Origin of the sequence: Alteromonas sp. McT4-15 (assembly GCF_020515205.1) — a bacterium.
Classification (GTDB): domain Bacteria; phylum Pseudomonadota; class Gammaproteobacteria; order Enterobacterales; family Alteromonadaceae; genus Alteromonas.
In genome coordinates this window covers 68248-91342 of sequence record NZ_JAJALG010000001.1, presented here as the reverse complement: position 1 = coordinate 91342, position 23095 = coordinate 68248, and the positions used below count along the sequence as shown (strand labels likewise).

Sequence of the window (23095 nt, the reverse complement as noted above, 5' to 3'; positions counted from 1 at the left end):
AGCTGAGTCAGTCTAAGGAAAACGAACCTGACAAATGGCAGCTTTATGACCACTATCACCAGTCAACAAATTTGGGTAAATCAACAGTCGCTTGACGATACCAAAGTAGTTAGTGTACCTCTTGATATGAATGCGCTTCAGCCTGACGAAGTGATACTAGAAACCGATAGTTTTGGCTTTTCTGCCAATAACATCACCTATGCCGCGCTTGGTTTCAAAATGGGCTATTGGGGCTTTTTTCCCACGCAAGAAACTGGCTTCGGTATTGTTCCTGTGTGGGGGTTTGCAACAGTTAAAGCCTCGAACCATCCTGATATTCACGAAGGTGAGAAAGTTTTTGGTTACCTTCCTATGGCAAGCCACTGGGTAATTAAGGCTGGCAAAGTAGCGTCTCATGGCTTTTCAGACATTCACGAACAACGCAAAAGTATTAGCCCTGTGTATGATCAGTATCTTCGCTGTGCCAATGACCCCGGCTACAATCCGCAAAGAGAAGCATGGCAGCTGAATTTTCGCCCCCTGTACATGACCTCGTTTGTGTTAGATGACTTTGTTGATGATGTATCGCAAGGTGAATCGTTATTACTGTCCAGTGCCTCTAGTAAAACGGCTCTTGGAACGGCGCAGTTGTTGAAAGATCAGAAAGCGAACCGTGGCGCAACCTACCGTGTTGTAGGGCTTACTTCTGTGGGCAATGTTGACATGGTAAAGGCCACGGGTTGTTATGATGACGTAGTGAGCTATGACGACTTAGCAACGTTAGATAGCAATGACCGCTACTGGTTATTGGATTTTGCAGCCAATGGCACCTTGATTAATAATCTTACTGAGTTGTTAGGTGACAACTTAAGCAAGGTCACGCTCATTGGTGCAACTGACTGGCAAGCCTCAGAAAAACCTAACCCGAAGGCGTTAGATGCAGAGATATTTTTTGCGCCAGCGCGAGTAAAATTGCGTCAGGGCGAGTGGGGACACGAGATGTTTCTCGCCAAATATGCAAAAGCGTGGCAAGGCTTTGCTCACAAAATTGATACCACCTTTTACGAGCATTCGTGTGCAGGCACTGACGCCATGGTGAAGCTCTATTTAGATACGTTAGCAGGAAAGGCCGATACAAAGGCGCTTAACGTGGTGACCTTTTAAGCCTTCGGTAGCTTTTACAAGCAGTTATTCCTTTATAACTGCTTGTTTTCCCACTATAGACACTATTTGTAACAATCACACCCGAGGTTTTACGTTTTGGTGCTTTTGTATTTCGCGCCTTGTGGTTATAGTGAAAGAAAAATAGCAATAAAGGTATGAGTATGGGTCAGGAAACCTCAAAAATTCTTGTCGTCGATGATGATATGCGTCTGCGTAGCTTATTAGAGCGCTATTTGCTTGAACAAGGTTACCAGGTTCGCAGTGCAGCCAATGCGGAGCAAATGGACAGACTGCTGGAGCGCGAGAATTTTCATTTGATGGTGCTTGATCTTATGCTGCCTGGTGAAGATGGCTTGTCTATTTGCCGTCGTTTGCGCCAACAAGAAAATGACATGCCAATTATCATGCTCACTGCCAAAGGTGACGAAGTTGATCGTATCATTGGTCTTGAGATGGGCGCTGACGACTACCTACCGAAACCGTTTAACCCTCGCGAGTTATTAGCGCGCGCTAAAGCAGTATTGCGTCGCCGAAGCAGTGAAGCGCCGGGGGCACCGTCAAAAGACGTACAAATTATTGAGTTTGGTGATTATAAGCTTAATCTTGCAACGCGAGAAATGACCGCAGGCGACAAACCATTAACGCTCACCAGCGGTGAATTTGCGGTACTAAAATCGCTAGTCACACACCCTAGAGAACCGTTATCTCGAGATAAACTGATGAACTTAGCACGTGGGCGTGATTACAGTGCGCTAGAGCGAAGCATTGATGTGCAAGTGTCTCGTCTTCGTAGAATGTTAGAAGCCGATCCCGCTAACCCGCGTTATATTCAAACGGTATGGGGATTGGGCTACGTTTTTGTGCCTGATGGCGAGCAAGTGTAGGTACACGCAGCCTAACCATGAATAAATAACATGACCTTGTTGTGCAGCGCCATGCGGTGTAATACCTCGCACCGCAAAATAATAATAAAAGGTTTGCTATGCGCTTAATACCGAAAAGTGCGTTTGGACAAACCGTCATGCTAATAGGCGTGCTGCTGCTTATTAACCAAATTGTGTCTTATATCTCTGTTACCTACTATTTTATTCAGCCAAGTTACCAGCAAATTAACAGCTTACTGGCTACGCAAGTAAAGTCTGTTTTAGCGAATGACTTGCTGGTCACAAACCAAGAAACCCGTGACGAGTATTTTGAGAAAACCCGGGTATTAGTACTTGATGAAAGTGCCGCACGCCAAAATGGCTTAGAAAGTGCCGTTTACTATGGTTTTATGTCATCGCAGGTCAGCAAACAGTTAAACCAACTTGCTGATGTTCGCATTAGCACCACTACCCAAGCCAGTGATGATAGCGCGCCTTATATTGTATGGATCTCGCTAACGCGCTATCCAGAAACCTGGATTTCTATTCCTATTTCAGGATTAAACGAAGCAAATATATCGCCACTTACCATGTACTTAATGGTTATCGGTATTCTAAGTGTTGCAGGCGGCTGGTTGTTTGTAAGGCGTATGACGCGTCCTTTGCAAGCACTCCAGAAAGCGGCTATTTCGGTAGGCAAAGGTGAACACCCTAAGCCCCTTCGCGAGCAAGGTAGTACTGAAATGATTCAGGTGACACGTGCATTTAACCGCATGAACCAAGGGATAAAACAGCTAGAAAACGACCGCAATATTATGACTGCGGGTATATCGCATGATTTACGCACGCCACTAACGCGAATTCGATTAGCCTCAGAAATGTTGCCGGAAGACCAAGACTGGATAAAAGACGGCATTGTGAATGACATTGAAGATATGAACGCCATTATCGACCAATTCATTGATTATGCGCGCTATGACACTGAAGAAGTCACGCAAGAAACCGATCTTAATGCCATTATTGCCGAGCTTGTTCAAGCACGACATTTGGATGAAAAGCACCACATAGAGCTTAAACTCAATGCTATTCCACCGCTGCCTTTACGTCGTATAGCAATGAAGAGAGTGGTGGATAACCTGATTGAAAATGCCTTTAAATATGGCTCTGACGATATTGCCATTAGCAGCTTTTATAACCGCCATGAAAAGCGTGTGTATTGTAAAGTAAGAGACTTTGGCCCAGGCATTCCGCAAGAAGAGCTCGACAGTGTATTTATGCCATTTGCTCAGGGTGACAAAGCCAGAAACTCATCGGGCTCTGGACTAGGACTTGCCATCATAAGACGTATCATTGAGGCCCATGATGGCGAAGTTTCGCTGCGCAATCATCCACACCAAGGCTTGGTAGCAGAGTTCTATTTGCCTTACTCGCCTTTCAAGGACTAGCCGATACCTGCCCGCTACCTTATCGCGCCCTACGCCCGGTGATACTTAATTTTTCGGCTATACCCGTAAGTCGCAAGCCATAAAATACAGCCCCCCAGAGGGATCACCCAAAACGCAGTGGTGAGCGACGCAAAATTTGCCCACAACCCTGTTGAAAAAGACGCCACCTGAACCCCTGTCGAGTTTCCAATAATACAAATACCCGACAGCACAGGACCGTTGTCACTGTCGATATTCATTGCAGCAGAAAGTGCCAGAGGGAATAGCCCTCCTAGCCCCAACCCAAGCAGTAAATTACCTGCACCAATGCCGTACATACTCGGCATAAGTTTAAGTGCAAATACCCCTGCTAGAGACGCTGTTGCCATCAATAACATCATGCGATGTACCGACACAAAACGCAGTAAAAACGGGAATACAAGGCGACTAATAACCATACCTGCGGTAAAGCAAGCCAATAAGTTACGTGACTGTTCGCCAGTAAAGCCCAAACCATTTTGCGCATAGCTTACAAACCAGTTAGCGTTACCAAATTCGACAGCACCATAGCCAAAGGTGAGAAGCGTTAAGAAAATAAATACTGGTTGTTTGATGATTACACCAAATGTCAGTGTCTTTTTCGCTGTTGTTGGCTGACCTTTTAACAGCTTTGCTTGGGAACGCGCGGCAATATAGGTGTAACACGATAACACCATCATCACCCCAGCTAATACCTGAATAGGCAAGCGCCAGCTTTCCTCCATCAAATACAACAACGTCACAAAGAACGACGCCGCAAACGTACCTAAGCTGAACATGAAGTCCATCAGTCCCATCATGGTAAAGCGCTTTTCAGCATACATACGGGCTATTAGCGTATGACCTATGGTAAAAATAGTAGAGCTGACTACACCAATAAGCACAGCCAACACAAGAAACCATTGCCAAGACGTTAACAGCGACACCAAAACCAGCAACAACGTATTCATACCAAATAAGCTGGCAAGCAAGGGCATATATTCAAAACGACTGGCATATTTACCGCCCAGTACAGCCCCAAACAGCATACCTACCGAAAAAAGTGAGAATAACGCACCACTGACCACTTCTGACATAGCAAGGTCTGTCGCGATATCGGGTAGCAAAATACCCCATAAGATAAATAATTTACCTATTAGGAAAAACCCAGCAAATATCACGATAGTGGCGGGAAGTCTGCTCATTAACGCTCCGAAAATGATGTTTATTAGTACGATCAGGTAAAAACAAAAAAGGGCGCTTCACGTGCGCCCTCTGCTGTCTAATGACACAAGATTAGCTTACAAGATTTTAATCTCTACAGGTTGCTGGTAGTCGCACGAAAATACAAGTGAAAGCGTTTTCCCTTTTTCATTCCATTCGCTTGATATTGCCTTCCCGTTCACCAGCACGTGTTGCGGTTTAGCCGTCACGCCGTGAATTACCCACGATAGCTCGCGGGTTTTAGGCATGCCAATATAGCTACCATCGCTGGCTATGTTGAGGGTAAGCTCACCGTCACGTGTTGTAGAAGCCGACAAAGCGATAGTGGTGAATAATCCTTTTTCCACCGTTTGTGGGTTTTTCCCATCATCTTCGTAAAGCTGATATTGCGCACGTTCAACCGACATATCATGGTAATAATGCAGCGTAAGCTTGCTGGCGTCGTAGTCTTCTGTACGCGACATGTTTTCACTCATCGGCACAAAGCTACCCGCTTTCACCCATACGGGGAACGTGGCGTCTGTTAGTGGATAGTTAACCACCTTACCTGCCTTATCACCGTGGTATTTAGTGTCTGAGAAAAAGTCAAACCAAACCCCTTCTGGCAAAGTCACTTTCCATTCACTTTGGTTAGGCTCTGTTACCACAGAAACCAAAAACGCGTCGCCCCACATGTAACTGCTAGCCTCTTCAAACCATCTGTCTTGGTCGAACGACAACGCAAGTGGGCGCATCAACGGTGTGCCATGCAATGCGTTTTCAAATGCGAGCGAATAGTTGTAGGGCAACATCGCGTAACGCAGCTTGATAAAGTCACGCGCAATAGATTTTACGGGGTCATCATGAAAAATAGGCTCAGGTGCAATGGCATCTTGGGCATGAGGCCTAAACACTGGCGAGAAAGTACCGAATTGCAGCCAGCGCGTGTAGAGTTCAGGGTCGAAGGTGTCGCCTCCTGCAAAACCGCCTAAGTCAGAATGCGTATAGGCAAGACCAAACACACTCATTTGTAATGCGAGTTCAACCTGTGGTTTAAGGCCGCCCCAACTGCGGCTTACATCGCCTGTCCACGGCACCATACCAAAGCGTTGACTACCTAGAAACCCTGAACGCATGAGTACAAAAGGACGTGTATTAGGTTGCAACGCCGTTAGGTTGTTGTATACGGTTTTTGCCCACTGGTGGCCATAGGCATTGTGCACTTCTGCTCCGCTGACTTTTGTGGATTGCCACATGTGCTGAATATCGTCAGGGTGAACTTCTGGCTCGCCAAGATCGCCCCACCAGCCTGCAACGCCCTGTGCAGCTAGCTTTTCATAGAACGACCAAAACCAGTTTTGTCCCTTTTCGCTGAAAACGTCAACCAACCCTGTATTGCCGAAGTAAAAATCGAACGTGTAAGGCGAGCCATCTTCTTTCGCAGCAAGTGCATCGGCCGCAACAGCACTTTCCCATTGTTTAGAGGTAGTGAGTATAAACGGCTCAGTAATCAGCACCGTTTTAACGTCTTGCTCACGAAGACTCGCTATCATGGTTTCAGGTGCCGGAAACGCCTCAGTGTCCCAGCTTAAATTGCCCATATGCCCTTTTACATCTTTACCAAACCAATAAAGGTCAAGTACGACGGCGTCTACAGGAATATCTTGCTGATTGAACTGGTCGACAACATCCATGACCTGCTGCTGAGACTTATAACCGAAGCGAGACGCAAAGTTACCTAACAGCCAACGCGGTGGAAGCGGCTGCTTTCCCGTTACTGCTACGGTAGACGTTACCGTATCTTCTAGACTTTCACCTAATACCATGATGTAGCTAGCGCGGCCGCCTTGCGCCTTAAACAGCAACTCATCGCTGTTAGTTTTGCCAATATCTAGCTCGCCAGACGCGGTGTTATCAAACAGTACGCTATAATGTTTTGACGACATAACGGCAGACAAACCATAGTACATTTGGTTTGACGATGTGGTGTAGCCATAGTGTGCTTTGTTATATAGCGGCATGCTATGACCACGACGATCCATACCTAAAACCCGCTGGCCGCCACCATAGAGCTTTTCGTTTTCATCTAGCGCAAACGACAGGCTGACGCCGTTACTGGAAATACTTAGTCCGCCTTGCTCTTTCGCGACGATTTGGCCGTTAACAGAATAGCTGATAGCGTGCGTCGCCTTATCAACATGCGCTGCAATATTGTTGAGCTTTAAGGTTAGGGTTGTCGCGGTTTCAACTAGCTCTACATCATTAGCTGTTCTGTTAGTAACATCAGTCAACGCGGGCTCGGGAAGTGCCATAGACGGAAGATTTACGTAAGGCGTACCATTATCATCAGTAAGATACGTTACTTGAAAGCCACTGTGGTGCAACGCGCTTATCGTGAAGTCATTGGTATCCGTATCAATATTTAGCGTTGCTTTTTCGAGTGTTGCTGTTTGAACTTCAGCTACCGAATTTACAGAGAAAAATGCCAAACCAGCACATGCAAGTGCTATACGCTGTTTCTTGTCTATCATGCTTAAAACCTTTTTTATGCTTCATAGCGAAGCGCACCTAATTGGCGAACCGCATTTAATTAACGAAGCGCGCTTAATTAAAGCCTACTTGTGTACGGTGAATGATAGCCAGTGCATTGCTCAACTTAAATAAACATACGTATTCATAATGTTAAATTTGTTAACAATAATTGCTTTATTAATGATTAGCTCTTTGGCTCACTTACTGATATAAAAAGATGTATAAACAGGGAATCTATTAATCATGGAAGAATACTTCGTTATGCCATCAACTGATTATGCGCCGATGCCAATCTTTCCGATTAAGGTTAATCTAGAGCGAAATGAATAATGCGATGGATGTTATTTTGTGTCATTACATCTTTATTTGGGTTTTATTGCTTTGTCAGATTATTTCAGCCTAGCGCATTTATTCATATTGGAGATAATAGCGTCGCTTTAGCGACAGTGTTTATTGACTCAAGTTGGGACATCCAACAATCGGGATTTGATCGCGAAGAGTTATTTGAGGTTGTCAGTAAACATAACCTCCCACAAGGCGTTGTGTATTTACATATCCCAGTTATTTATGATGCTCAAAACAAATTAACTCCACCACCAAACAACAAACAAAGAGAGATTCGTATTTTTGATACTTCGCTACTTATCGAAACTGCTCCTCTAGATCCATTTGGCGTGCCTTACACCCTAAGGCTTATCTCTATTGATAAACAGAAATACTGGATAAGAGATAGTCATATGGACAGTAAGCTTTTTCAGTACAAGGCCGACGTCAACTTTACTCCAGTATCAACGAACTGGTTTAACTCAATACTTTAATATTACATGTGCGATTAACTTAGCTAGTTCTCGAAAGCCATGTGAACTAAGCAGTAGCCGCACAAAAAAAGCCCGCAACACGGTGCGGGCTAAAACATCGATCACGTTGAGCGTGATGAACGTTGGGAAGGGGCAGAACCGATTAACTAGTTACCCGGTCCAGCTTTAACGATAGCGTCGCTAACGTCGTATTTTTCAAAATTTTGCTTAAAGTCGTTAACTAAGTTAGCGGCATACTCTTCGTATTTCGCTTTATCAGCCCACGTGTTTTGAGGTATGAGTAAGTTGCTATCAACCCCTTGAACAGCCACAGGTACATCAAGGTTCAATGCGTCAATATGCTGTGTTTCTACGTCAGCTAATTTGCCCGAAACAATAGCGTCGATAATGGCGCGTGTGGTAGGGATATCGAAACGGCTACCGGTACCGTACGGACCGCCAGTCCAGCCAGTGTTAACCAAATACACTTTTGCACCAAAGGCTTTAACGCGCTTTATCAGTAGCTCAGCATAAACACCTGCAGGGCGAGGGAAGAACGGTGCACCAAAACATGTTGAGAAGGTAGACTCGATATCGCTGGTTGATCCGATTTCCGTAGAACCTACTTTAGCGGTATAACCGCTTAGGAAATGATAAGCAGCCGCTTCTTCGCTAAGTACAGACACAGGAGGAAGTACACCACTTACATCACAGGTAAGAAATACGACAGAGCGAGGTTCGCCACCGCGGTTTTCAGCTACGCGCTTTTCAATGTGCTCAAGTGGGTATGCTGCACGTGAATTTTGCGTAAGGCTGGTATCTGTGTAGTCAGGCGTGCGCGTGTCATCAAGTACTACGTTTTCCAAGATAGTACCGAATTTAATTGCATTCCAAATTACGGGCTCATTTTTCTGCGACAGGTCGATACACTTAGCGTAACAACCACCTTCAATGTTAAACACACTACCAGGTGCCCAACCGTGTTCATCATCGCCAATTAAGAAACGCTTTGGATCAGCTGACAAGGTCGTTTTACCTGTACCAGACAAACCAAAAAATAGGGTTACATCACCTTCTTCACCCACGTTAGCAGAGCAGTGCATTGGCAATACGTCTTTTGCTGGTAGTAGGAAGTTTTGTACCGAGAACATGGCCTTTTTCATTTCACCCGCGTAGCGCATACCCGCAATAAGAACACGCTTTTTGGCAAAGTTAATAATGACCGTACCGTCACTGTTTGTACCGTCGCGCTCTGGCTCACACGTAAAACCTGGAACATTAAGAATTTGCCAAGGTTGGTCGCCTTTTACATTCCACGTTTCAGGAATAATAAATAGGTTGCGCGCAAACACGTGCTGCCATGCAGTTTGTGTTCTTACTTCTAGTGAAAGCGCATGCTCTGGGTCTGAGCCTACTTGAAGGTGTGATAGAAAGTGTTCTTGTGTTGAAAGATACGCCTCAACGCGATCCCACAGGGCGTCAAATTTATCTGCATCGAAGGGTTTGTTTACCTTACCCCAATCAATATCGTTTTCTGTTGTGGCTTCTTTAACAATAAATCGGTCGTTTGGTGAACGGCCGGTACGCTTACCTGTTTCAACAACAAGTGCACCGTTTTTGTCTAGTACGCCTTCACCACGCTTTACTGCGCGTTCGATAAGCTCTGCATTAGACAGGTCAGTGAGTGGAGTTACTTTCAGATCCGTTTGAAGTGAGGCTGCTGCAGTCATGACTGTTACCCTATATGTAATTTTTCAAAAGCACTTTCAAAAAAGTATCACCTCCACGAGTGTAAAGTAAACAAGGGGTAAGGCGTATTTTAAAATCACATAGTCAATATTTAGCAGACTTAACTTTCATAAATATTGTAATTTAATTACAAGGAAAGGGTTTTCCTTGCATATAAATTCAAATTTTTTCACTAATGACGTGATATTGATCGATAGATTTCACAACAAAAAAAGTTGTAAGCATTATTGATTTTTTTCAAAGGTACATTCAGTTAGCGATCAGTTCAGGGTGACAAGAGGAGCGAAAGGCTTACTAGTGTTCAAAAGTTGACCACATGTGAAGTGTAAAAAACGTATGAAGTGAGAAGCGCTAAAAAGAGGAGGAGAAAGGAAACACTGCAAGCATAGGCTTGCAATGTCTCACAATGTTGATGTCAGTTTTTACTGATTTGCGTTGCCAGTAACTAACGCACTAGCAATACACCAGCGTATTATTGGTTAGCAGGCGATGCGCCAAAATTACCACTGTGAATAGCTTCAATGTCGATGCTGTCAAAACGATACTCTGCATGACAATACTGACAATGCATTTTCACTGCGCCTTCTTCTTCGACAATAGCGAGTAGTTCTGCTTTTTCTACATGGCGTAATGCTTCTGAACTGCGCTCTTTTGAACATGTACATTTAAAAGAGACATCTTTAGCAGGAAACATCTCTACATCTTCTTGGTGGTATAAGCGATAAAGAATATCTTCTACCGTCAAAGAGAACATTTCATCTTTTGTCAGTGTTTCAGTGAGCTTAGCAATATGCGCAAACTCATTGGCTTGCGATACATCAGTCGCGCTAGAGTCGGTGGGCAGTACTTGCAGCAATACCCCAGATGCTTTCGGATCTTCAGGATTGCCCATATCAGTCATTAGATGCACACGAGTAGCAAGCTGTTCTGACTGTTCAAAGTAACCCACAATACACTCAGCTAAACTCGGCTTATCAAGTGCCACAACACCTTGGTAGCGTTCGCCTTCGTCTGGCGTAATAGTGATAACAAGCACAGCTTGTGTCAGTAATTCCGAAAAGGTTTCCGGTAATGATGCCAGTGATTCATCCCAACGGGCTACACCGCGAAACGTCTGATCGTGCGTAGCATTAATTACCGCATAGCTTACCGGCCCCTTGCTTTGAATTTGCAGTGAGATTTCACCTTTAAATTTTAGCGTAGCGGTAAGCAATGATGTCGCCGCCGCCATTTCACTTAGCAACGTTTGAATTTGCACAGGGTATTCATAGCTGTGCACAATTTGCTTCAAGCTTTCGTTTAAGCGCACTAATTCGCCACGAACGTTGGCTTGGGTAAACATAAAGCGGTGTAATTTGTCGAAGTCGCTCATAAGTAATCCTGTTGCGCAGCCGCTTATTGCTGCTTAAATTTAATAATTTGTCGTCGCTGCTTTTTGTCAGGTCGGTGCTCGGGCTTTGGACTGTGAAACGCATTTATTTTACGCGCCACTTGGTTTTCTTCACGTTTTGTTACACTTTCTTGTGTTTCTTCATAAAGTGCCTGCGCCAACGGAGCGCTAAGTCGCTTATCACTTAAGCCTAGTACTTTAATTTCGCGATTATCCCAGCCAGAGGGAACTTTTATCATTGCTCCCAGCTCTACATGCTTGCCTGGCTTGGCGCGCTGTCCGTTGTAATGCACTTTACCCGACTGCACCATGTCTCTGGCGATAGCACGAGTTTTGAAGAACCTTGCGGCCCACAGCCACTTGTCCAGTCTGACATTTTGTGTTGTATTGTTGCTATCCGTTTGGCTCATGTAATAATTTCGTAATGGTGTGGCTTTAGTGTTGTGACCCCCACCTTTACTAGGCTATTATGGGTTTCGCTAAAGCGCGGTTAACCAAAAATTCACTTAATTATAAAAAGCAGTACCATCAGTGGCAGCATGACATTCAACAAACCCAACCCACATTCTCTGGTTGTTTATGTGAACCAGCACCAAAAACAGCTTAATACCCTAGTGGTGGTTCTGCTAAGCCTGTATTTAATTGCTTTTGCTGCCAAAACGCTTTGGCGAATTATACCTGAACCTCAGCTATCTGCGACACCTGTTGTTGCCCGTACGCCAGTAGTTTCTTCGCCGTCAGGGCAAAATGGGGTCAACCTACGCAAAATACAACAGCTTAATTTATTCGGTGACGCTGCGGCTGCCCCGAAAGTAGAGGCCGTTGTTGAGGTCACCGATGCACCTGAAACGCGCTTAAACCTTACGCTGACAGGGGTTGTTGCAAGTTCTGAGCAAGACTCAGGTACTGCAATTATAGAAAATCGTGGAAGCCAAGCGGTATACGGGTTGGGTGAAAAAATTGAAGGCACTAATGCCACATTACAAAAAGTCTATAACGACCGTGTAATTATTCGAAACGGGGCGCGCAACGAAACACTGATGCTTGACGGTATCGACTACGAAGAAGCTAATCGACGCCGCGAACAACTTGCTCGCCAGCGTCCACGCGCTGAAGATGACTACGAGAATAACGACGAAGATAGCAGAGAGCTCAGTGAAGAAGCCCTTGAAGCCACTGCCGCCTTGCGCGAAAGCCCTGCTAGCTTTACCGATTTTATTTCTATTTCACCGAAGACTGAAGAAGGCCAGCTTATTGGGTATCAAGTAAGCCCAGGCAAAGAGCCTGAATTGTTCAAATCGGCTGGGCTTCAAGCCGGTGATGTGATTTCACAAATTAACGGGCTCGACCTCACAGATATGCAGCAATCGCAAGAAGCGTTGTCAGAGTTACGTAACGCACAAACGATAGAATTAACGATTATTCGAGATGGTAGTTTAACTACGCTCTATTTAGATTTACCTGAGTCGTAAAAAACTAAGAAATAGATTAGCGACAATCACAACATCAAGGTAGCTAAGACGTAGCGCACCATCGACCGATTGGGAAATGAAGGAAGTTAGAATGAAAAGGCGTACTGGCCAACAATTATTATCTCGCTTAGGCACGGCAATGTGTACCGCGCTTATGTGCTTCTCAGTGACCGCCGCTGAGTACATGCCTAATTTCAAAGACACGGATATCAACGAATTTATCAACATTGTTGGTAAGAATCTTGAGCGTACCATTATTGTCGACCCAAATGTGCGCGGCAAAATTAGCGTACGCAGTTACGATATGCTTGATGAAGATCAGTATTACCAGTTCTTCTTAAACGTGTTGCAAGTTTACGACTTTGCTGTGGTTGAAATGCCAAGTGGCATTCTAAAAGTCGTGCGTTCAAAAGACGCAAAAACCTCAAACATTCCCGTAGTAGAAGGCGCTAATCGCGACGGCGACGAGATGATCACCCGCGTTGTACCCGTTTACAACGTTCCGGTACGTGAGTTATCTCCCATATTACGTCAGTTAAACGACCAAGCCGGTGGTGGTAATGTCGTTAGCCACGACCCATCCAATGTAATGATGCTTACAGGCCGCGCGGCAGTAGTTAACCGTTTGGTTGAAATTATCGAGCGCGTTGACCGTGCGGGTGATGAAGAAGTTGAAATAGTCAAACTGCGCTACGCGTCTGCGTCAGAAATGGTGCGTATTATTGACAGCATCAATAAATCACAAGGCAAAGCCAATACTGGCGCAAAGTCTGAGCCTCGCGTTGTTGCCGACGACAGAACAAACTCGGTTATCGTCAGTGGCGATATAAAAGCCCGTCAGCGTTTGATAAACCTTATTCAGCGCATGGACCAAGAGCTTGAATCCAATGGCAACACGCGCGTGCTATTTCTTAATTACGCCAAAGCCGAGGATCTGGTACAGGTTCTACAGGGCGTTTCAGCAAGTATTCAAGCAGAAGAGCAAGGTACAACAGGTAACACGCGTCGTGGCCGTTCAAGCCGTGAAGTAAGCATTGATGCCCACGAAGACTCTAATGCTATCGTTATCACCGCAGAGCCAGATATGATGCGCTCGCTAGAAGAAGTGGTAAGACAATTAGATATTCGCCGTGCTCAGGTGCAAGTTGAAGCGGTGATTGTTGAAGTCTTTGAAGGCGATGGCACTACTTTAGGTGTTCAATGGGTATCAGAAGAAGGTGGTGGTACGCAGTTTAACAACGGTGTTATCCCTGTAGGTTCATTGGCAGTTGCATTGCGTCAAGCAGAAGATAGAGAAGTAACCACAACGAATATAACCGCCAACGGTGAAGTGGTTGAATCTACCAATACCATTGAAGGTGATTTCACTAATTTAGCCAGCCTACTTGGCGGCGCAAACGGTATGATTGCCGGTATTATTGAAGATGGTTGGGGCGCAGTGATTCAAGCGGTAAGCAACGATACCAATTCAAACATTCTTGCTACGCCACACCTTACCACTATGGATAACGAAGAAGCCTTCTTTATTGTGGGTCAGGAAGTACCTATTATCACGGGTACCACCACAGGTGCTAATAACTCAAATCCATTCCAAACCGTTGACCGTCAGGAAGTAGGTATCAAGCTTAAAGTGACGCCGCAAATTAATGAAGGCGATGCGGTACAACTGCTTATCGAGCAAGAGGTATCAAGTGTAAGTGGTGCAACGTCGGTTGATATTTCTATCAATAAACGTGAAATAAAAACCACCGTTATCGTTGATGATGGCGGCACAATTGTGCTTGGTGGCCTTATTGATGAAGACGTACAAGAAAGTATGTCAAAAGTACCTTTACTGGGCGATATTCCTATTTTGGGTCACTTGTTTAAAACCACATCGACCAGCAAGCGTAAGCGCAACTTGATGGTGTTCTTAAAGCCTACTATCGTGCGTGACGCTGCGACAATGAACGCTATTAGTCATCGCAAGTACAACTACATGCGAGCCTTGCAGCTTAAGCGCCAACAAGAAGGTATTTCGTTGATGCCTTACGAAGAAACGCCAAGCATGCCGCAATGGGATGATGCACTTTCACTGCCACCTTCTTTTGAAGAGTATTTAACAGAGAAAGAAAAGCAGAAAGAAGGTAAGGACTAATATGGCTGGGCAAGGCGAACAAATTACTCAGGCTTTAGAAGCGCAGGAAGAAGCGCTAGAGGCTATGGGTGAAGAGGCAGGTATTCCTGAAGAGGAAGCGGGCCCAAAGCAGCTTTCGTTTAGTTTTGCCAAACGCAATCAAGTGCTATTGGAAACTAATGAGACGCCAGCCGTACTGTACTTTACAAAGAACACCCCTTTTGATGTGTTTGCTGAAGTACGTCGCTTTTATGGCGAGCCATTTGTACCTAAAACCATTCCTGCAGATGAATTTGAAAGCTTATTAACTAATGCATTTCAGCGTGATAGCTCAGCGGCTAAGCAGTTGATGGAAGACTTAGGCAATGAAAGTGATTTGTTTGCCCTCGCTGAAGACCTACCCGACACCGAAGACCTATTAGATAGCGAAGACGACGCCCCTATTATTAAGCTCATTAACGCGATGTTAGGCGAAGCTATCAAGGAAGGCGCATCGGATATCCACATTGAAACCTTTGAAAACCAACTTGTGGTTAGATTCCGAGTAGACGGCGTATTACGCGAGATATTGCGTCCTAATCGCAAGCTCTCTTCTATGTTGGTATCGCGTATCAAAGTAATGGCGAAACTGGATATTGCTGAAAAACGCGTTCCTCAAGATGGTCGCATTACCTTGCGAATTGCTGGGCGAGCAGTGGATGTACGTGTTTCTACAATGCCATCAAGTCACGGTGAACGTGTTGTGTTGCGTTTACTTGATAAGAATAATGCACGGCTAAATCTTGAAGATTTGGGGATGACGCAGCAAAACCGTGGTCATTTCTCAACGCTTATCAGAAAGCCTCACGGCATTATTTTGGTAACTGGCCCAACAGGTTCTGGTAAAAGTACCACCTTATACGCAGGCCTTACCGAAATAAACTCACGGGATCGCAACATTTTGACAGTTGAAGACCCCATTGAATTTGATTTACCTGGCATTGGGCAAACCCAAGTTAACCCGCGCGTAGACATGACGTTTGCACGAGGCTTACGTGCCATATTACGTCAAGACCCTGATGTGGTGATGGTCGGTGAGATTCGTGATATCGAAACCGCGCAAATAGCAGTACAAGCCAGTTTAACGGGTCACTTAGTGTTATCGACCCTTCACACCAATACCGCAGCAGGTGCAATTACCCGTTTAGAAGATATGGGTATTGAGCCATTTTTACTCTCATCGAGTCTACTTGCAGTACTATCACAACGACTAGTAAGAACCTTGTGCCCTGATTGCAAAAAGCCACACACGCCAGATGCCTCTGAGCTTGAGATCCTAGGGCAAGCGGCAACAAGTGAAACCGTTATTTACTCGCCTCACGGTTGTGCGGCGTGTAATCAAACCGGCTATCGCGGGCGTACAGGTATTCACGAGCTATTGCTCGTCGATGAAAAAGTGCGAGAAATGATGCACGAAGGGGTAGGTGAACAAGCTATTGAGCGCTACATCAGACAAAGTACCCCAAGTATTCGCGAAGACGGCTGTCGCAAAGTACTTTCAGGTGTTACCTCTCTTGAAGAAGTGCTTCGCGTTACAAGGGAAGACTAAATGGCAGCGTTTGCTTATAAGGCGCTTAATGCCAAGGGAAAAAACGCCAATGGCGTATTAGAAGGTGATAATGCTCGCCAAGTACGCCAGCAGCTGCGCGAAAAGGGGTTGATTCCCTTAGAGGTTGAACAGATTGCCGAACGCGCGCAAAACGATGGCAAAGGTTTATCATTCAGTTTCTTTAAGCCGCGTATCTCCGCATCTGATCTGGCGCTACTTACGCGTCAATTGGCAACATTAGTTGAATCAGCACTTCCCGTTGAGGAAGCATTGCTGGCCGTTGCTGAGCAGAGCGAAAAGCCACGTCAGAAGAACATGATGATGGCAGTGAGAAGCAAAGTGGTTGAAGGTCATGGCCTTGCTGATGCCATGAGTGAATTTCCTAGCGTGTTTGATGAATTGTATCGTGCCATGGTGGCAGCTGGGGAAAAATCAGGACACCTCGACACCGTATTAAATCGCTTGGCCGACTATACAGAGCGCCGCCAACAAACCCGTAGTCAAATTTCTCAAGCCCTTATCTACCCGTCACTGATGCTGTTTTTCGCGGTAGGTATTATTGTGATGTTACTGACCATAGTGGTGCCTAAAATTGTAGGGCAGTTTACTAACTCCGGGCAGGAGCTCCCCACCATCACTAAGCTACTTATCGCCATTAGTGAGTGGATGCAAAACTACGGGCTGTTTTTGTTTATGGCCATCGTGTTGCTTATTGTAGTGATGCAACGGGTATTACAACAAAAACACATGAAACTACGCTATCACAAACTGTTACTTAAACTGCCATTAATTGGCAAAGTATCGCGAGGAATGAATACCGCGCGCTTTGCTCGCACGTTAAGTATATTAAGTGCCAGTGCAGTGCCGCTACTCGAGGCTATGCGCATTTCTGGTGATGTGTTAGAAAATCAGCACATAAAAAATCAGGTGTCTGACGCCGCGGTTAACGTAAAAGAAGGCAGTAGCCTGCGTGCCGCGTTAGATAATACAAAAATGTTTCCACCAATGATGATGCACATGATTGCATCAGGTGAAAAGTCGGGCGAGCTTCAGCAAATGCTCACTCGCGCGGCAGATAATCAAGATAGGGAATTCGAAGCGCTTATTGGTGTCTCACTCAAGGTATTTGAACCCTTACTTATTGTATCGATGGCAGGCATTGTTCTGTTTATCGTAATGGCAATATTGCAGCCAATTCTAGCATTGAACAACATGGTGAATATTTAATGAAAACTCTACGTCGCAGTTCCGGATTTAGTTTGATTGAAGTAATGGTTGTACTTCTAATCATTGGCATAATGGCCGCTATGATCGCGCCTAATGTTATTGGCAGCGGTGAAGAAGCCAAGCGCCAAAAAGCAGCGGTTGACATTCAAACGCTCAAAGGTGCGCTGCAAATGTACAAGTTGCGCAATAACCGTTATCCAACGACCGAGCAAGGGCTTGAGTCATTGGTAAGTGCGCCTACTATCGAGCCAATTCCGCGTAACTACCCTGAAGGTGGCTACATCGATCGTCTTCCAGAAGATCCATGGGGCAACCCTTACGCATTGATTAGTCCAGGAGAGCTGGGCGAAATTGACATTTTCTCTAATGGTCCTGATGGCGAACCAGGTACTGATGACGATATCGGTAACTGGAATATTGACGAGTACCTTTAAGGCATAGCAATGCACAGGCCAAGCAGTATAAATAGCAAACATTCGGGCTTTACCCTTATTGAGGTTATGGTTGTACTGCTGCTTATTGGTTTGGCTGCGGGGTATGTAATGTACAACGCCTTTGGTTCAAGCCAAGCGGATTTATTGAAAAGTCAGGCTCAACGCTTACAAGTACTTACCGACATGGCCAGTGACTACGCCGTGCTAAACCAAAGGCAACTGGGTATTCGCTTCGAACACGATAAACACGAGTACTATTTTGTCTATTTGGACGATGAAGATAAGTGGCAACGTTTAGACGATGAAGAAATGTATGCCACTCACACCTTGCCAGAGCCCTTTACATTCACGCTAAACTTGGATGATTTACCCTGGGATGTGGAAGACCGCCTGTTTGACAGAGATTTGTTTGACGAAAATCTCAGTGTGTCTGAAGAGGGAGTAGATATTGGCAATGAAGAAGATAAGTTGTTACCGCCACCGCAAGTCTTAATTATGTCGAGCGGCGAAATTACGCCTTTCACACTGTCGTTTAATTACGAGGGAGACTTTGACGAAGGGGCGGTATATTACAGCTTACAGAATCAAGAACTACCACCACTTTCCTTAGAAGGTCCTTTGGAGCGTCCACTGTGATGCGGTGTTCCCCAACTCGTCAGCGCGCAACGGGCTTTACGTTAATTGAAGTCATGGTAGCGCTGTCTATTTTCGCACTGGCAGGCACAGCTATCTTAAAGGCAGCCAGCGAACACCTTTCTAGCATAGGACAAATTGAGTCGGTTACCTTTGCCAATTGGGTTGCCAGCAATCGGTTAAATCAGCTTCAGCTGGAAACAACGTGGCCACCCAAAAATAACGTTAAGGGCAATATGGAAATGGCCGATCGCACTTGGTATTGGAAGCAAACCGTTACTAAAACAAATGACGACGACCTGCGTTCCGTAACCATTTTCGTGGGTGAAGACAAAACCTATAACGACTCTGTTACGTCAGTAACGACGTTTGTTGCTAAGCCAACAGGCGGTAGTTAAGTTATGGGCAAGCAACGCGGGTTTACCCTTATCGAGGTGCTAATTGCCATGGCTATTTTTGCCATGATCGGACTTGCCTCTACCGCCATTTTAACCACAGTAATAGATAGTAACGAACTGTCAGAAGAACGCTTTTTAAAACTGCAGTTGCTTCAACGTGCCATGACGACTATTGAACGGGATATTCAACAAGCGGTTCCTCGTCCCGTTCGCGTAAACGGTGAAAAGCAAAGTATCGTGATGGCGGGCGGAGAAATAGGCGATAGCGACGATGATGGTATTGGTTTTGTGCGTACAGGCTGGCACAACCCACAACTTATGTTACCTCGCAGTACCCTTCAATATGTTGCGTACCGATTACGCGAAGATAGGCTAGAGCGCCTCTATGGTAACTACGTCGACAATGTCATTGGTTACGAACCTAAGATACGTGTACTGCTTGAGGGCATAGAAAGCTTTAAAGTGGAGTTTGTGGCGGCCACAAATAGCACATCGTCGGTAAAGGAAAGCGATGATTTAACCTGGAGTGAAAGCTATAAAGGCGAGAAACTCCCACGCGCCGTAGCCATTGAATTTGTCAGTGTAGATTTTGGCAAAATTCGCCGTGAATTTGTGTTAACCACAGGTGGTCAATGAAAAACGGCTTCGTAAAACAGCGCCCAGTTCAGCCATCATCACTACCTAAGCAACAGGGGGTAGCGCTAATTATCGTGTTAATGGTTGTCGCCCTTGTAGCAGTGCTCGCCACCGAAATGGGTACGCGCTTACAACTTCAAATACAGCGCACCATGAACCTAAAAGACAATAACCAAGCCTACTGGTATGCGCTTGGCGCTGAGGCCTTTGCGCGCAAATCTATTCAAACCCTTATCACCGAAACACCTGATGTTATTTCACTGGATCAGCCGTGGGCGCAAGAATTTAGTTATCCGTTAGAAAATGGTGGGCTTACGGCAAACTTAGAAGATTTGCAGTCATGTTTTAATCTTAACGCTATTTTAGCAGGTGCTAGTAGCAGCAATTCAAACGCCAATGGCAATGCTAATCAAACAGAGGCCATGGAAGCCTTTCATACCATGTTGCTGGCGCTCAATATTGATGAGCTTGACGCCTATACCGCCAATACCATTCGAGATAGCCTGGCCGACTGGGTAGACGATGATGATTTTCCGCGCAGTTATGGCGCTGAAGACAGTGAATATGAGTCTCGCGAGTTTCCCTATTTAGCCGCCAATGGATTACTGGCATCAAAAAGCGAATTGCGTATTATAAACGGTGTGTCTGCCAATTGGTTACGCGCGCTGATGCCGCTAGTGTGCGTAGTTCCTGAGAGCACAGACCTTAAAATTAACGTCAATACACTTGATGAAAAAGATATTCCGCTATTAATGGGGTTAACTGGGTTAGATAATCAACAAGCATCTAGCCTGATTAGCAGCCGTCCAGAAGGCGGCTGGGATGAAGTAAACGACTTTTTAAATGATCCAGTGATCACAGCATTGAATTTGTCTAACACCCGTTTAGACTGGTTCGACGTGAAAACTGCGTATTTTATGTTGCACACAAAAACACAGTACAACAAAGCAACTTTTAAGCTTTCCACCGTGTTTCACGTGAGCACCGACAATGGTGTTAGCATAGTGAGCCGCGAGTTCGGGGGAACCTATTGATGGAACAATTATTGGTGCGATTGGGCGCCAACCATGCCGATCCAATTAGTTGGTTGGTGTATTCACAAACTGAGAATGAAATTATCGCGTCGGGTGAATTACCTGATGCCGATGCACTATCAACGCTAAAAGAGCGTGCGGGTCACCGTGCGGTTATTGCATTGGCGCCTAGCAGTGACATCTTGCTTAAGTGGGTCACTTTACCACCTCGTGCGGGTCGTAAGATTTTATCAGCCATTCCATTTATGCTTGAAGACGAACTCGCCACCGATATTAGTCAGCAGTTTTTTGCCATTGGCCCTAAAAAAGGCGATGAACAAGCAGTAGCCATTGTCAGCCACGAAAAAATGCAGCAATGGCAGCAATGGTTAAGTGAGGCAGGTCTGTTTTGCGACACAATTATTCCTGATGTGTTGGCGGTGCCTGTTACCGAACAAGGTTGGTCTGTGCTGACATTGGGTGAACAATTACTGGTGCGCCAAGACACCTTCAAAGGCGTACAAGGCGAGCAAACCTGGCTATTACCTACACTTGCTCATTTCACTGCGCAGCAGGAGTCAGTGGTTACTATCACTAACTATGCCGGTATCGACTTAGCGATATTGCCTAATATTCAAGAGGCACAAGCGCCGTTAGAATTGCCCATGCAGGTTCTCGCGAAAGAAGCCATGCAATCACAATTTAACTTGTGCCAAGGCGAGTACAAAATTAAGCGTAAGCGCAGTGGTGCATTATCACAGTGGCGCGTAGCTGCGGTACTCGCTGTGCTTGTACTGTGTACTAGCTTAATTGATAAATCAGTGACGCTTTATCAGCTTTCAGCGCAAAACGACGCGTTGAGCGCCGATATTGATAAAACCGTACAAGCAGGGTTCCCCAATATTGGCACGTATCGAAACGTTAAATTAAAGCTGCAAAGCGAATTGGCAAAGCTGGAACAAGGTGGCGGGAATGCTTCTATGTTGGTCATGTTAGATCAGTTAACACCAGCCTTTTCATCAACGGGTGTTAAGCCGCAGACGTTGCGTTTTGACGCCAGCCGCACTGAAATTCGCATTCAAGCACAAGGCAAAAACTTTGAAGCGCTTGAGCAGTTTAAACGCACAGCAGAAAACGCAGGCTTTGTGGTAGAACAAGGCGCTATTAACAACCGCGACAATGGCGTGGTAGGTACAGTGTCTATTAGGAGTACCTCATGAACGCATTATTAGAAAAATATAAAGCGCTAACCGAGCGCGAGCAAAAATTAGTATTAGTGTCAGCGGTTGTGATGGTAATCGCACTATTTTATTTTGCCGTTTGGGCGCCACTTAACAGTGCCATCGACCAGCAAAAGAAGCTGCTTGATAACCAACAGTCGTTACTTGTCTGGGTTAAAGATAGCGCTGCCCGTGCGCAGCAACTAAGACGCAGTACAAGTGGTCAGCGTGCGTTTTCAGGCTCGCTACCACAGGCCGTAAATCGCACCACCAGCCAACACAATATTGAAGTATCTCGCATGCAGCCACAGGGAGATGAACTACAAGTGTGGGTTGACCAAGCCGCGTTCAACAATGTGCTTGAATGGTTAAAAGCCATGGAGAGTATGGGTGTCGTAATTCTACAAGCTGATATTGCAGAAGCTGATGCTGCAGGCCATATCAAAATCCGTCGTTTACAGTTAGGAAAAGCATGAAGTCAAAAGTCTTTTGGATTTTAGGTGCCATCGTTGCCTTTTTCATTTTTGCCATTGCTTATATGCCAGCGTCTCAAGTACTTGGCCGCGTAGACTTACCCAAAGGCATATCAGTAGATAAGGTCAGCGGCACACTGTTTGAAGGTAAGGCACAAACTGTTGTGGTTAACGGGCTACCCGTAAACAACGTAAAATGGCAACTCAGCCCGCTTGCGCTATTTGTGGGTCAAATTAGATTAGATGTAAAAGCCGGTAATATTCGCGACAAAAACGACATTGCATTTGAAGGCCCAATTAAAACCGGGTTGTTCAGCCAATCGTCGATAAGCACACAAGACTTCACTTTGTATTTACCGGTTGACCGTGTTATTGCTCAGGTACGCTTGCCTTTGCCCGTTAATGCAGGCGGTCGTTTTAAAGTGAAACTGGACGAGCTGACCTTCGGTCCCACGTGCCAAGCCTTAAATGGAACAGGAGACTGGCTTAACGCCACCGTTGCCGGTACCCAAGGTCCAATTGATTTTGGTACGTATTCCGCCAAGCTGCGCTGTGAGGGCGATGATATTGGCATTACTGTTAGCGAGCCAAACCTGCTTGGTCTTTCGATGGATGCCGTGGTTGCACCTTCATTTAAGAAAGTGAATGTCAGTGGTAAATTTAAACCAGATGAAAGTTTACCTGACGAGGTACACCAAGCATCTCGATTATTTGGTACGCCTGATGCCAGTGGCTATATCGCTATCAAACTTTAAAATAACTAAAA

At 45.5% G+C, this 23095-nt stretch carries 21 protein-coding genes; 16 read left to right on the top strand and 5 right to left on the bottom strand.

What is annotated here, in order from left to right:
* Positions 1-45: 45 nt before the first annotated feature.
* The 3 genes from LHL20_RS00415 (at position 46) to envZ (ending at position 3451) form a co-directional block, all read left to right on the top strand.
* The gene (locus LHL20_RS00415; protein WP_226431812.1) at positions 46-1143 is read left to right on the top strand and encodes a DUF2855 family protein; all 1098 of its coding nucleotides are present in this window, start codon (positions 46-48) and stop codon (positions 1141-1143) included.
* Between the two features lie 161 nt (positions 1144-1304).
* Complete coding sequence (ompR, locus tag LHL20_RS00410; protein ID WP_226431811.1) at positions 1305-2027, top strand: osmolarity response regulator transcription factor OmpR; 723 nt, start codon at positions 1305-1307, stop codon at positions 2025-2027.
* A gap of 98 nt (positions 2028-2125) precedes the next feature.
* Positions 2126-3451: a two-component system sensor histidine kinase EnvZ gene (envZ, locus tag LHL20_RS00405; protein WP_159625595.1), complete on the top strand. Its 1326-nt coding sequence runs from the start codon at positions 2126-2128 to the stop codon at positions 3449-3451.
* A gap of 29 nt (positions 3452-3480) precedes the next feature.
* Here the strand turns inward: envZ and LHL20_RS00400 are convergent, their stop codons facing one another.
* Complete coding sequence (locus LHL20_RS00400) at positions 3481-4653, bottom strand: MFS transporter (RefSeq protein WP_159625594.1); 1173 nt, start codon at positions 4651-4653, stop codon at positions 3481-3483.
* Positions 4654-4749: 96 nt separating this feature from the next.
* Positions 4750-7182 (bottom strand): TIM-barrel domain-containing protein, encoded by a 2433-nt coding sequence (locus tag LHL20_RS00395; RefSeq protein ID WP_226431810.1) that lies wholly within the window; start codon positions 7180-7182, stop codon positions 4750-4752.
* Positions 7183-7512: 330 nt separating this feature from the next.
* Here LHL20_RS00395 and LHL20_RS00390 point away from each other — a divergent pair, with 330 nt between their 5' ends.
* Complete coding sequence (locus tag LHL20_RS00390) at positions 7513-8001, top strand: hypothetical protein (RefSeq protein WP_226431809.1); 489 nt, start codon at positions 7513-7515, stop codon at positions 7999-8001.
* Positions 8002-8147: 146 nt separating this feature from the next.
* Here the strand turns inward: LHL20_RS00390 and LHL20_RS00385 are convergent, their stop codons facing one another.
* From LHL20_RS00385 to hslR, 3 genes are all read right to left on the bottom strand, one after another.
* A complete protein-coding gene (locus LHL20_RS00385) occupies positions 8148-9710 on the bottom strand; it encodes a phosphoenolpyruvate carboxykinase (RefSeq protein WP_226431808.1) in 1563 nt (520 codons plus the stop codon).
* Between the two features lie 491 nt (positions 9711-10201).
* The gene (hslO, locus tag LHL20_RS00380) at positions 10202-11101 is read right to left on the bottom strand and encodes an Hsp33 family molecular chaperone HslO (protein ID WP_226431807.1); all 900 of its coding nucleotides are present in this window, start codon (positions 11099-11101) and stop codon (positions 10202-10204) included.
* Between the two features lie 23 nt (positions 11102-11124).
* Positions 11125-11529 carry a ribosome-associated heat shock protein Hsp15 gene (hslR, locus tag LHL20_RS00375; protein WP_159625586.1) on the bottom strand — a complete coding sequence of 135 codons (405 nt, stop codon included), beginning with the start codon at positions 11527-11529 and terminating at the stop codon, positions 11125-11127.
* A 129-nt stretch (positions 11530-11658) separates the two neighbouring features.
* Here hslR and gspC point away from each other — a divergent pair, with 129 nt between their 5' ends.
* From gspC to LHL20_RS00315, 12 genes are all read left to right on the top strand, one after another.
* Positions 11659-12591: a type II secretion system protein GspC gene (gene gspC, locus LHL20_RS00370; protein ID WP_202262908.1), complete on the top strand. Its 933-nt coding sequence runs from the start codon at positions 11659-11661 to the stop codon at positions 12589-12591.
* 91 nt (positions 12592-12682) lie between these two features.
* Positions 12683-14728, top strand: a complete 2046-nt coding sequence (gene gspD, locus LHL20_RS00365) for a type II secretion system secretin GspD (protein WP_202262909.1) — start codon at positions 12683-12685, stop codon at positions 14726-14728.
* Position 14729: 1 nt separating this feature from the next.
* Complete coding sequence (gene gspE / locus LHL20_RS00360; RefSeq protein ID WP_319003197.1) at positions 14730-16295, top strand: type II secretion system ATPase GspE; 1566 nt, start codon at positions 14730-14732, stop codon at positions 16293-16295.
* Complete coding sequence (gene gspF / locus LHL20_RS00355; RefSeq protein WP_226431806.1) at positions 16296-17522, top strand: type II secretion system inner membrane protein GspF; 1227 nt, start codon at positions 16296-16298, stop codon at positions 17520-17522.
* Positions 17522-17956, top strand: coding sequence for a type II secretion system major pseudopilin GspG (gspG, locus tag LHL20_RS00350; RefSeq protein WP_202262911.1), 435 nt, complete (start codon positions 17522-17524; stop codon positions 17954-17956). The genes gspF and gspG overlap by 1 nt, the downstream gene beginning before the upstream one ends.
* A 9-nt stretch (positions 17957-17965) precedes the next feature.
* On the top strand, positions 17966-18592 hold the full coding sequence (gene gspH, locus LHL20_RS00345; RefSeq protein WP_226431805.1) for a type II secretion system minor pseudopilin GspH: 627 nt from the start codon (positions 17966-17968) through the stop codon (positions 18590-18592).
* The gene (gene gspI / locus LHL20_RS00340; protein WP_202262913.1) at positions 18592-18987 is read left to right on the top strand and encodes a type II secretion system minor pseudopilin GspI; all 396 of its coding nucleotides are present in this window, start codon (positions 18592-18594) and stop codon (positions 18985-18987) included. Before gspH ends, gspI begins: the two co-directional genes overlap by 1 nt.
* Before the next feature lie 3 nt (positions 18988-18990).
* Positions 18991-19623, top strand: a complete 633-nt coding sequence (gspJ, locus tag LHL20_RS00335) for a type II secretion system minor pseudopilin GspJ (RefSeq protein ID WP_226431804.1) — start codon at positions 18991-18993, stop codon at positions 19621-19623.
* Positions 19620-20657: a type II secretion system minor pseudopilin GspK gene (gspK, locus tag LHL20_RS00330; RefSeq protein ID WP_202262915.1), complete on the top strand. Its 1038-nt coding sequence runs from the start codon at positions 19620-19622 to the stop codon at positions 20655-20657. The genes gspJ and gspK overlap by 4 nt, the downstream gene beginning before the upstream one ends.
* Positions 20657-21856, top strand: a complete 1200-nt coding sequence (gene gspL, locus LHL20_RS00325; protein WP_226431803.1) for a type II secretion system protein GspL — start codon at positions 20657-20659, stop codon at positions 21854-21856. The genes gspK and gspL overlap by 1 nt, the downstream gene beginning before the upstream one ends.
* A complete protein-coding gene (gspM, locus tag LHL20_RS00320) occupies positions 21853-22332 on the top strand; it encodes a type II secretion system protein GspM (protein WP_226431802.1) in 480 nt (159 codons plus the stop codon). The genes gspL and gspM overlap by 4 nt, the downstream gene beginning before the upstream one ends.
* Positions 22329-23084 (top strand): type II secretion system protein N, encoded by a 756-nt coding sequence (locus LHL20_RS00315; RefSeq protein WP_226431801.1) that lies wholly within the window; start codon positions 22329-22331, stop codon positions 23082-23084. Before gspM ends, LHL20_RS00315 begins: the two co-directional genes overlap by 4 nt.
* Positions 23085-23095: the final 11 nt, after the last annotated feature.

Bases quoted from the DNA above. Each gene is read 5' to 3' on its own strand.
- LHL20_RS00415 (WP_226431812.1), top strand. From the start codon at position 46: ATGACCACTATCACCAGTCAACAAATTTGGGTAAATCAACAGTCGCTT.
- ompR (WP_226431811.1), top strand. From the start codon at position 1,305: ATGGGTCAGGAAACCTCAAAAATTCTTGTCGTCGATGATGATATGCGT.
- envZ (WP_159625595.1), top strand. From the start codon at position 2,126: ATGCGCTTAATACCGAAAAGTGCGTTTGGACAAACCGTCATGCTAATA.
- LHL20_RS00400 (WP_159625594.1), bottom strand. From the start codon at position 4,653: ATGAGCAGACTTCCCGCCACTATCGTGATATTTGCTGGGTTTTTCCTA.
- LHL20_RS00395 (WP_226431810.1), bottom strand. From the start codon at position 7,182: ATGATAGACAAGAAACAGCGTATAGCACTTGCATGTGCTGGTTTGGCA.
- LHL20_RS00390 (WP_226431809.1), top strand. From the start codon at position 7,513: ATGCGATGGATGTTATTTTGTGTCATTACATCTTTATTTGGGTTTTAT.
- LHL20_RS00385 (WP_226431808.1), bottom strand. From the start codon at position 9,710: ATGACTGCAGCAGCCTCACTTCAAACGGATCTGAAAGTAACTCCACTC.
- hslO (WP_226431807.1), bottom strand. From the start codon at position 11,101: ATGAGCGACTTCGACAAATTACACCGCTTTATGTTTACCCAAGCCAAC.
- hslR (WP_159625586.1), bottom strand. From the start codon at position 11,529: ATGAGCCAAACGGATAGCAACAATACAACACAAAATGTCAGACTGGAC.
- gspC (WP_202262908.1), top strand. From the start codon at position 11,659: ATGACATTCAACAAACCCAACCCACATTCTCTGGTTGTTTATGTGAAC.
- gspD (WP_202262909.1), top strand. From the start codon at position 12,683: ATGAAAAGGCGTACTGGCCAACAATTATTATCTCGCTTAGGCACGGCA.
- gspE (WP_319003197.1), top strand. From the start codon at position 14,730: ATGGCTGGGCAAGGCGAACAAATTACTCAGGCTTTAGAAGCGCAGGAA.
- gspF (WP_226431806.1), top strand. From the start codon at position 16,296: ATGGCAGCGTTTGCTTATAAGGCGCTTAATGCCAAGGGAAAAAACGCC.
- gspG (WP_202262911.1), top strand. From the start codon at position 17,522: ATGAAAACTCTACGTCGCAGTTCCGGATTTAGTTTGATTGAAGTAATG.
- gspH (WP_226431805.1), top strand. From the start codon at position 17,966: ATGCACAGGCCAAGCAGTATAAATAGCAAACATTCGGGCTTTACCCTT.
- gspI (WP_202262913.1), top strand. From the start codon at position 18,592: ATGCGGTGTTCCCCAACTCGTCAGCGCGCAACGGGCTTTACGTTAATT.
- gspJ (WP_226431804.1), top strand. From the start codon at position 18,991: ATGGGCAAGCAACGCGGGTTTACCCTTATCGAGGTGCTAATTGCCATG.
- gspK (WP_202262915.1), top strand. From the start codon at position 19,620: ATGAAAAACGGCTTCGTAAAACAGCGCCCAGTTCAGCCATCATCACTA.
- gspL (WP_226431803.1), top strand. From the start codon at position 20,657: ATGGAACAATTATTGGTGCGATTGGGCGCCAACCATGCCGATCCAATT.
- gspM (WP_226431802.1), top strand. From the start codon at position 21,853: ATGAACGCATTATTAGAAAAATATAAAGCGCTAACCGAGCGCGAGCAA.
- LHL20_RS00315 (WP_226431801.1), top strand. From the start codon at position 22,329: ATGAAGTCAAAAGTCTTTTGGATTTTAGGTGCCATCGTTGCCTTTTTC.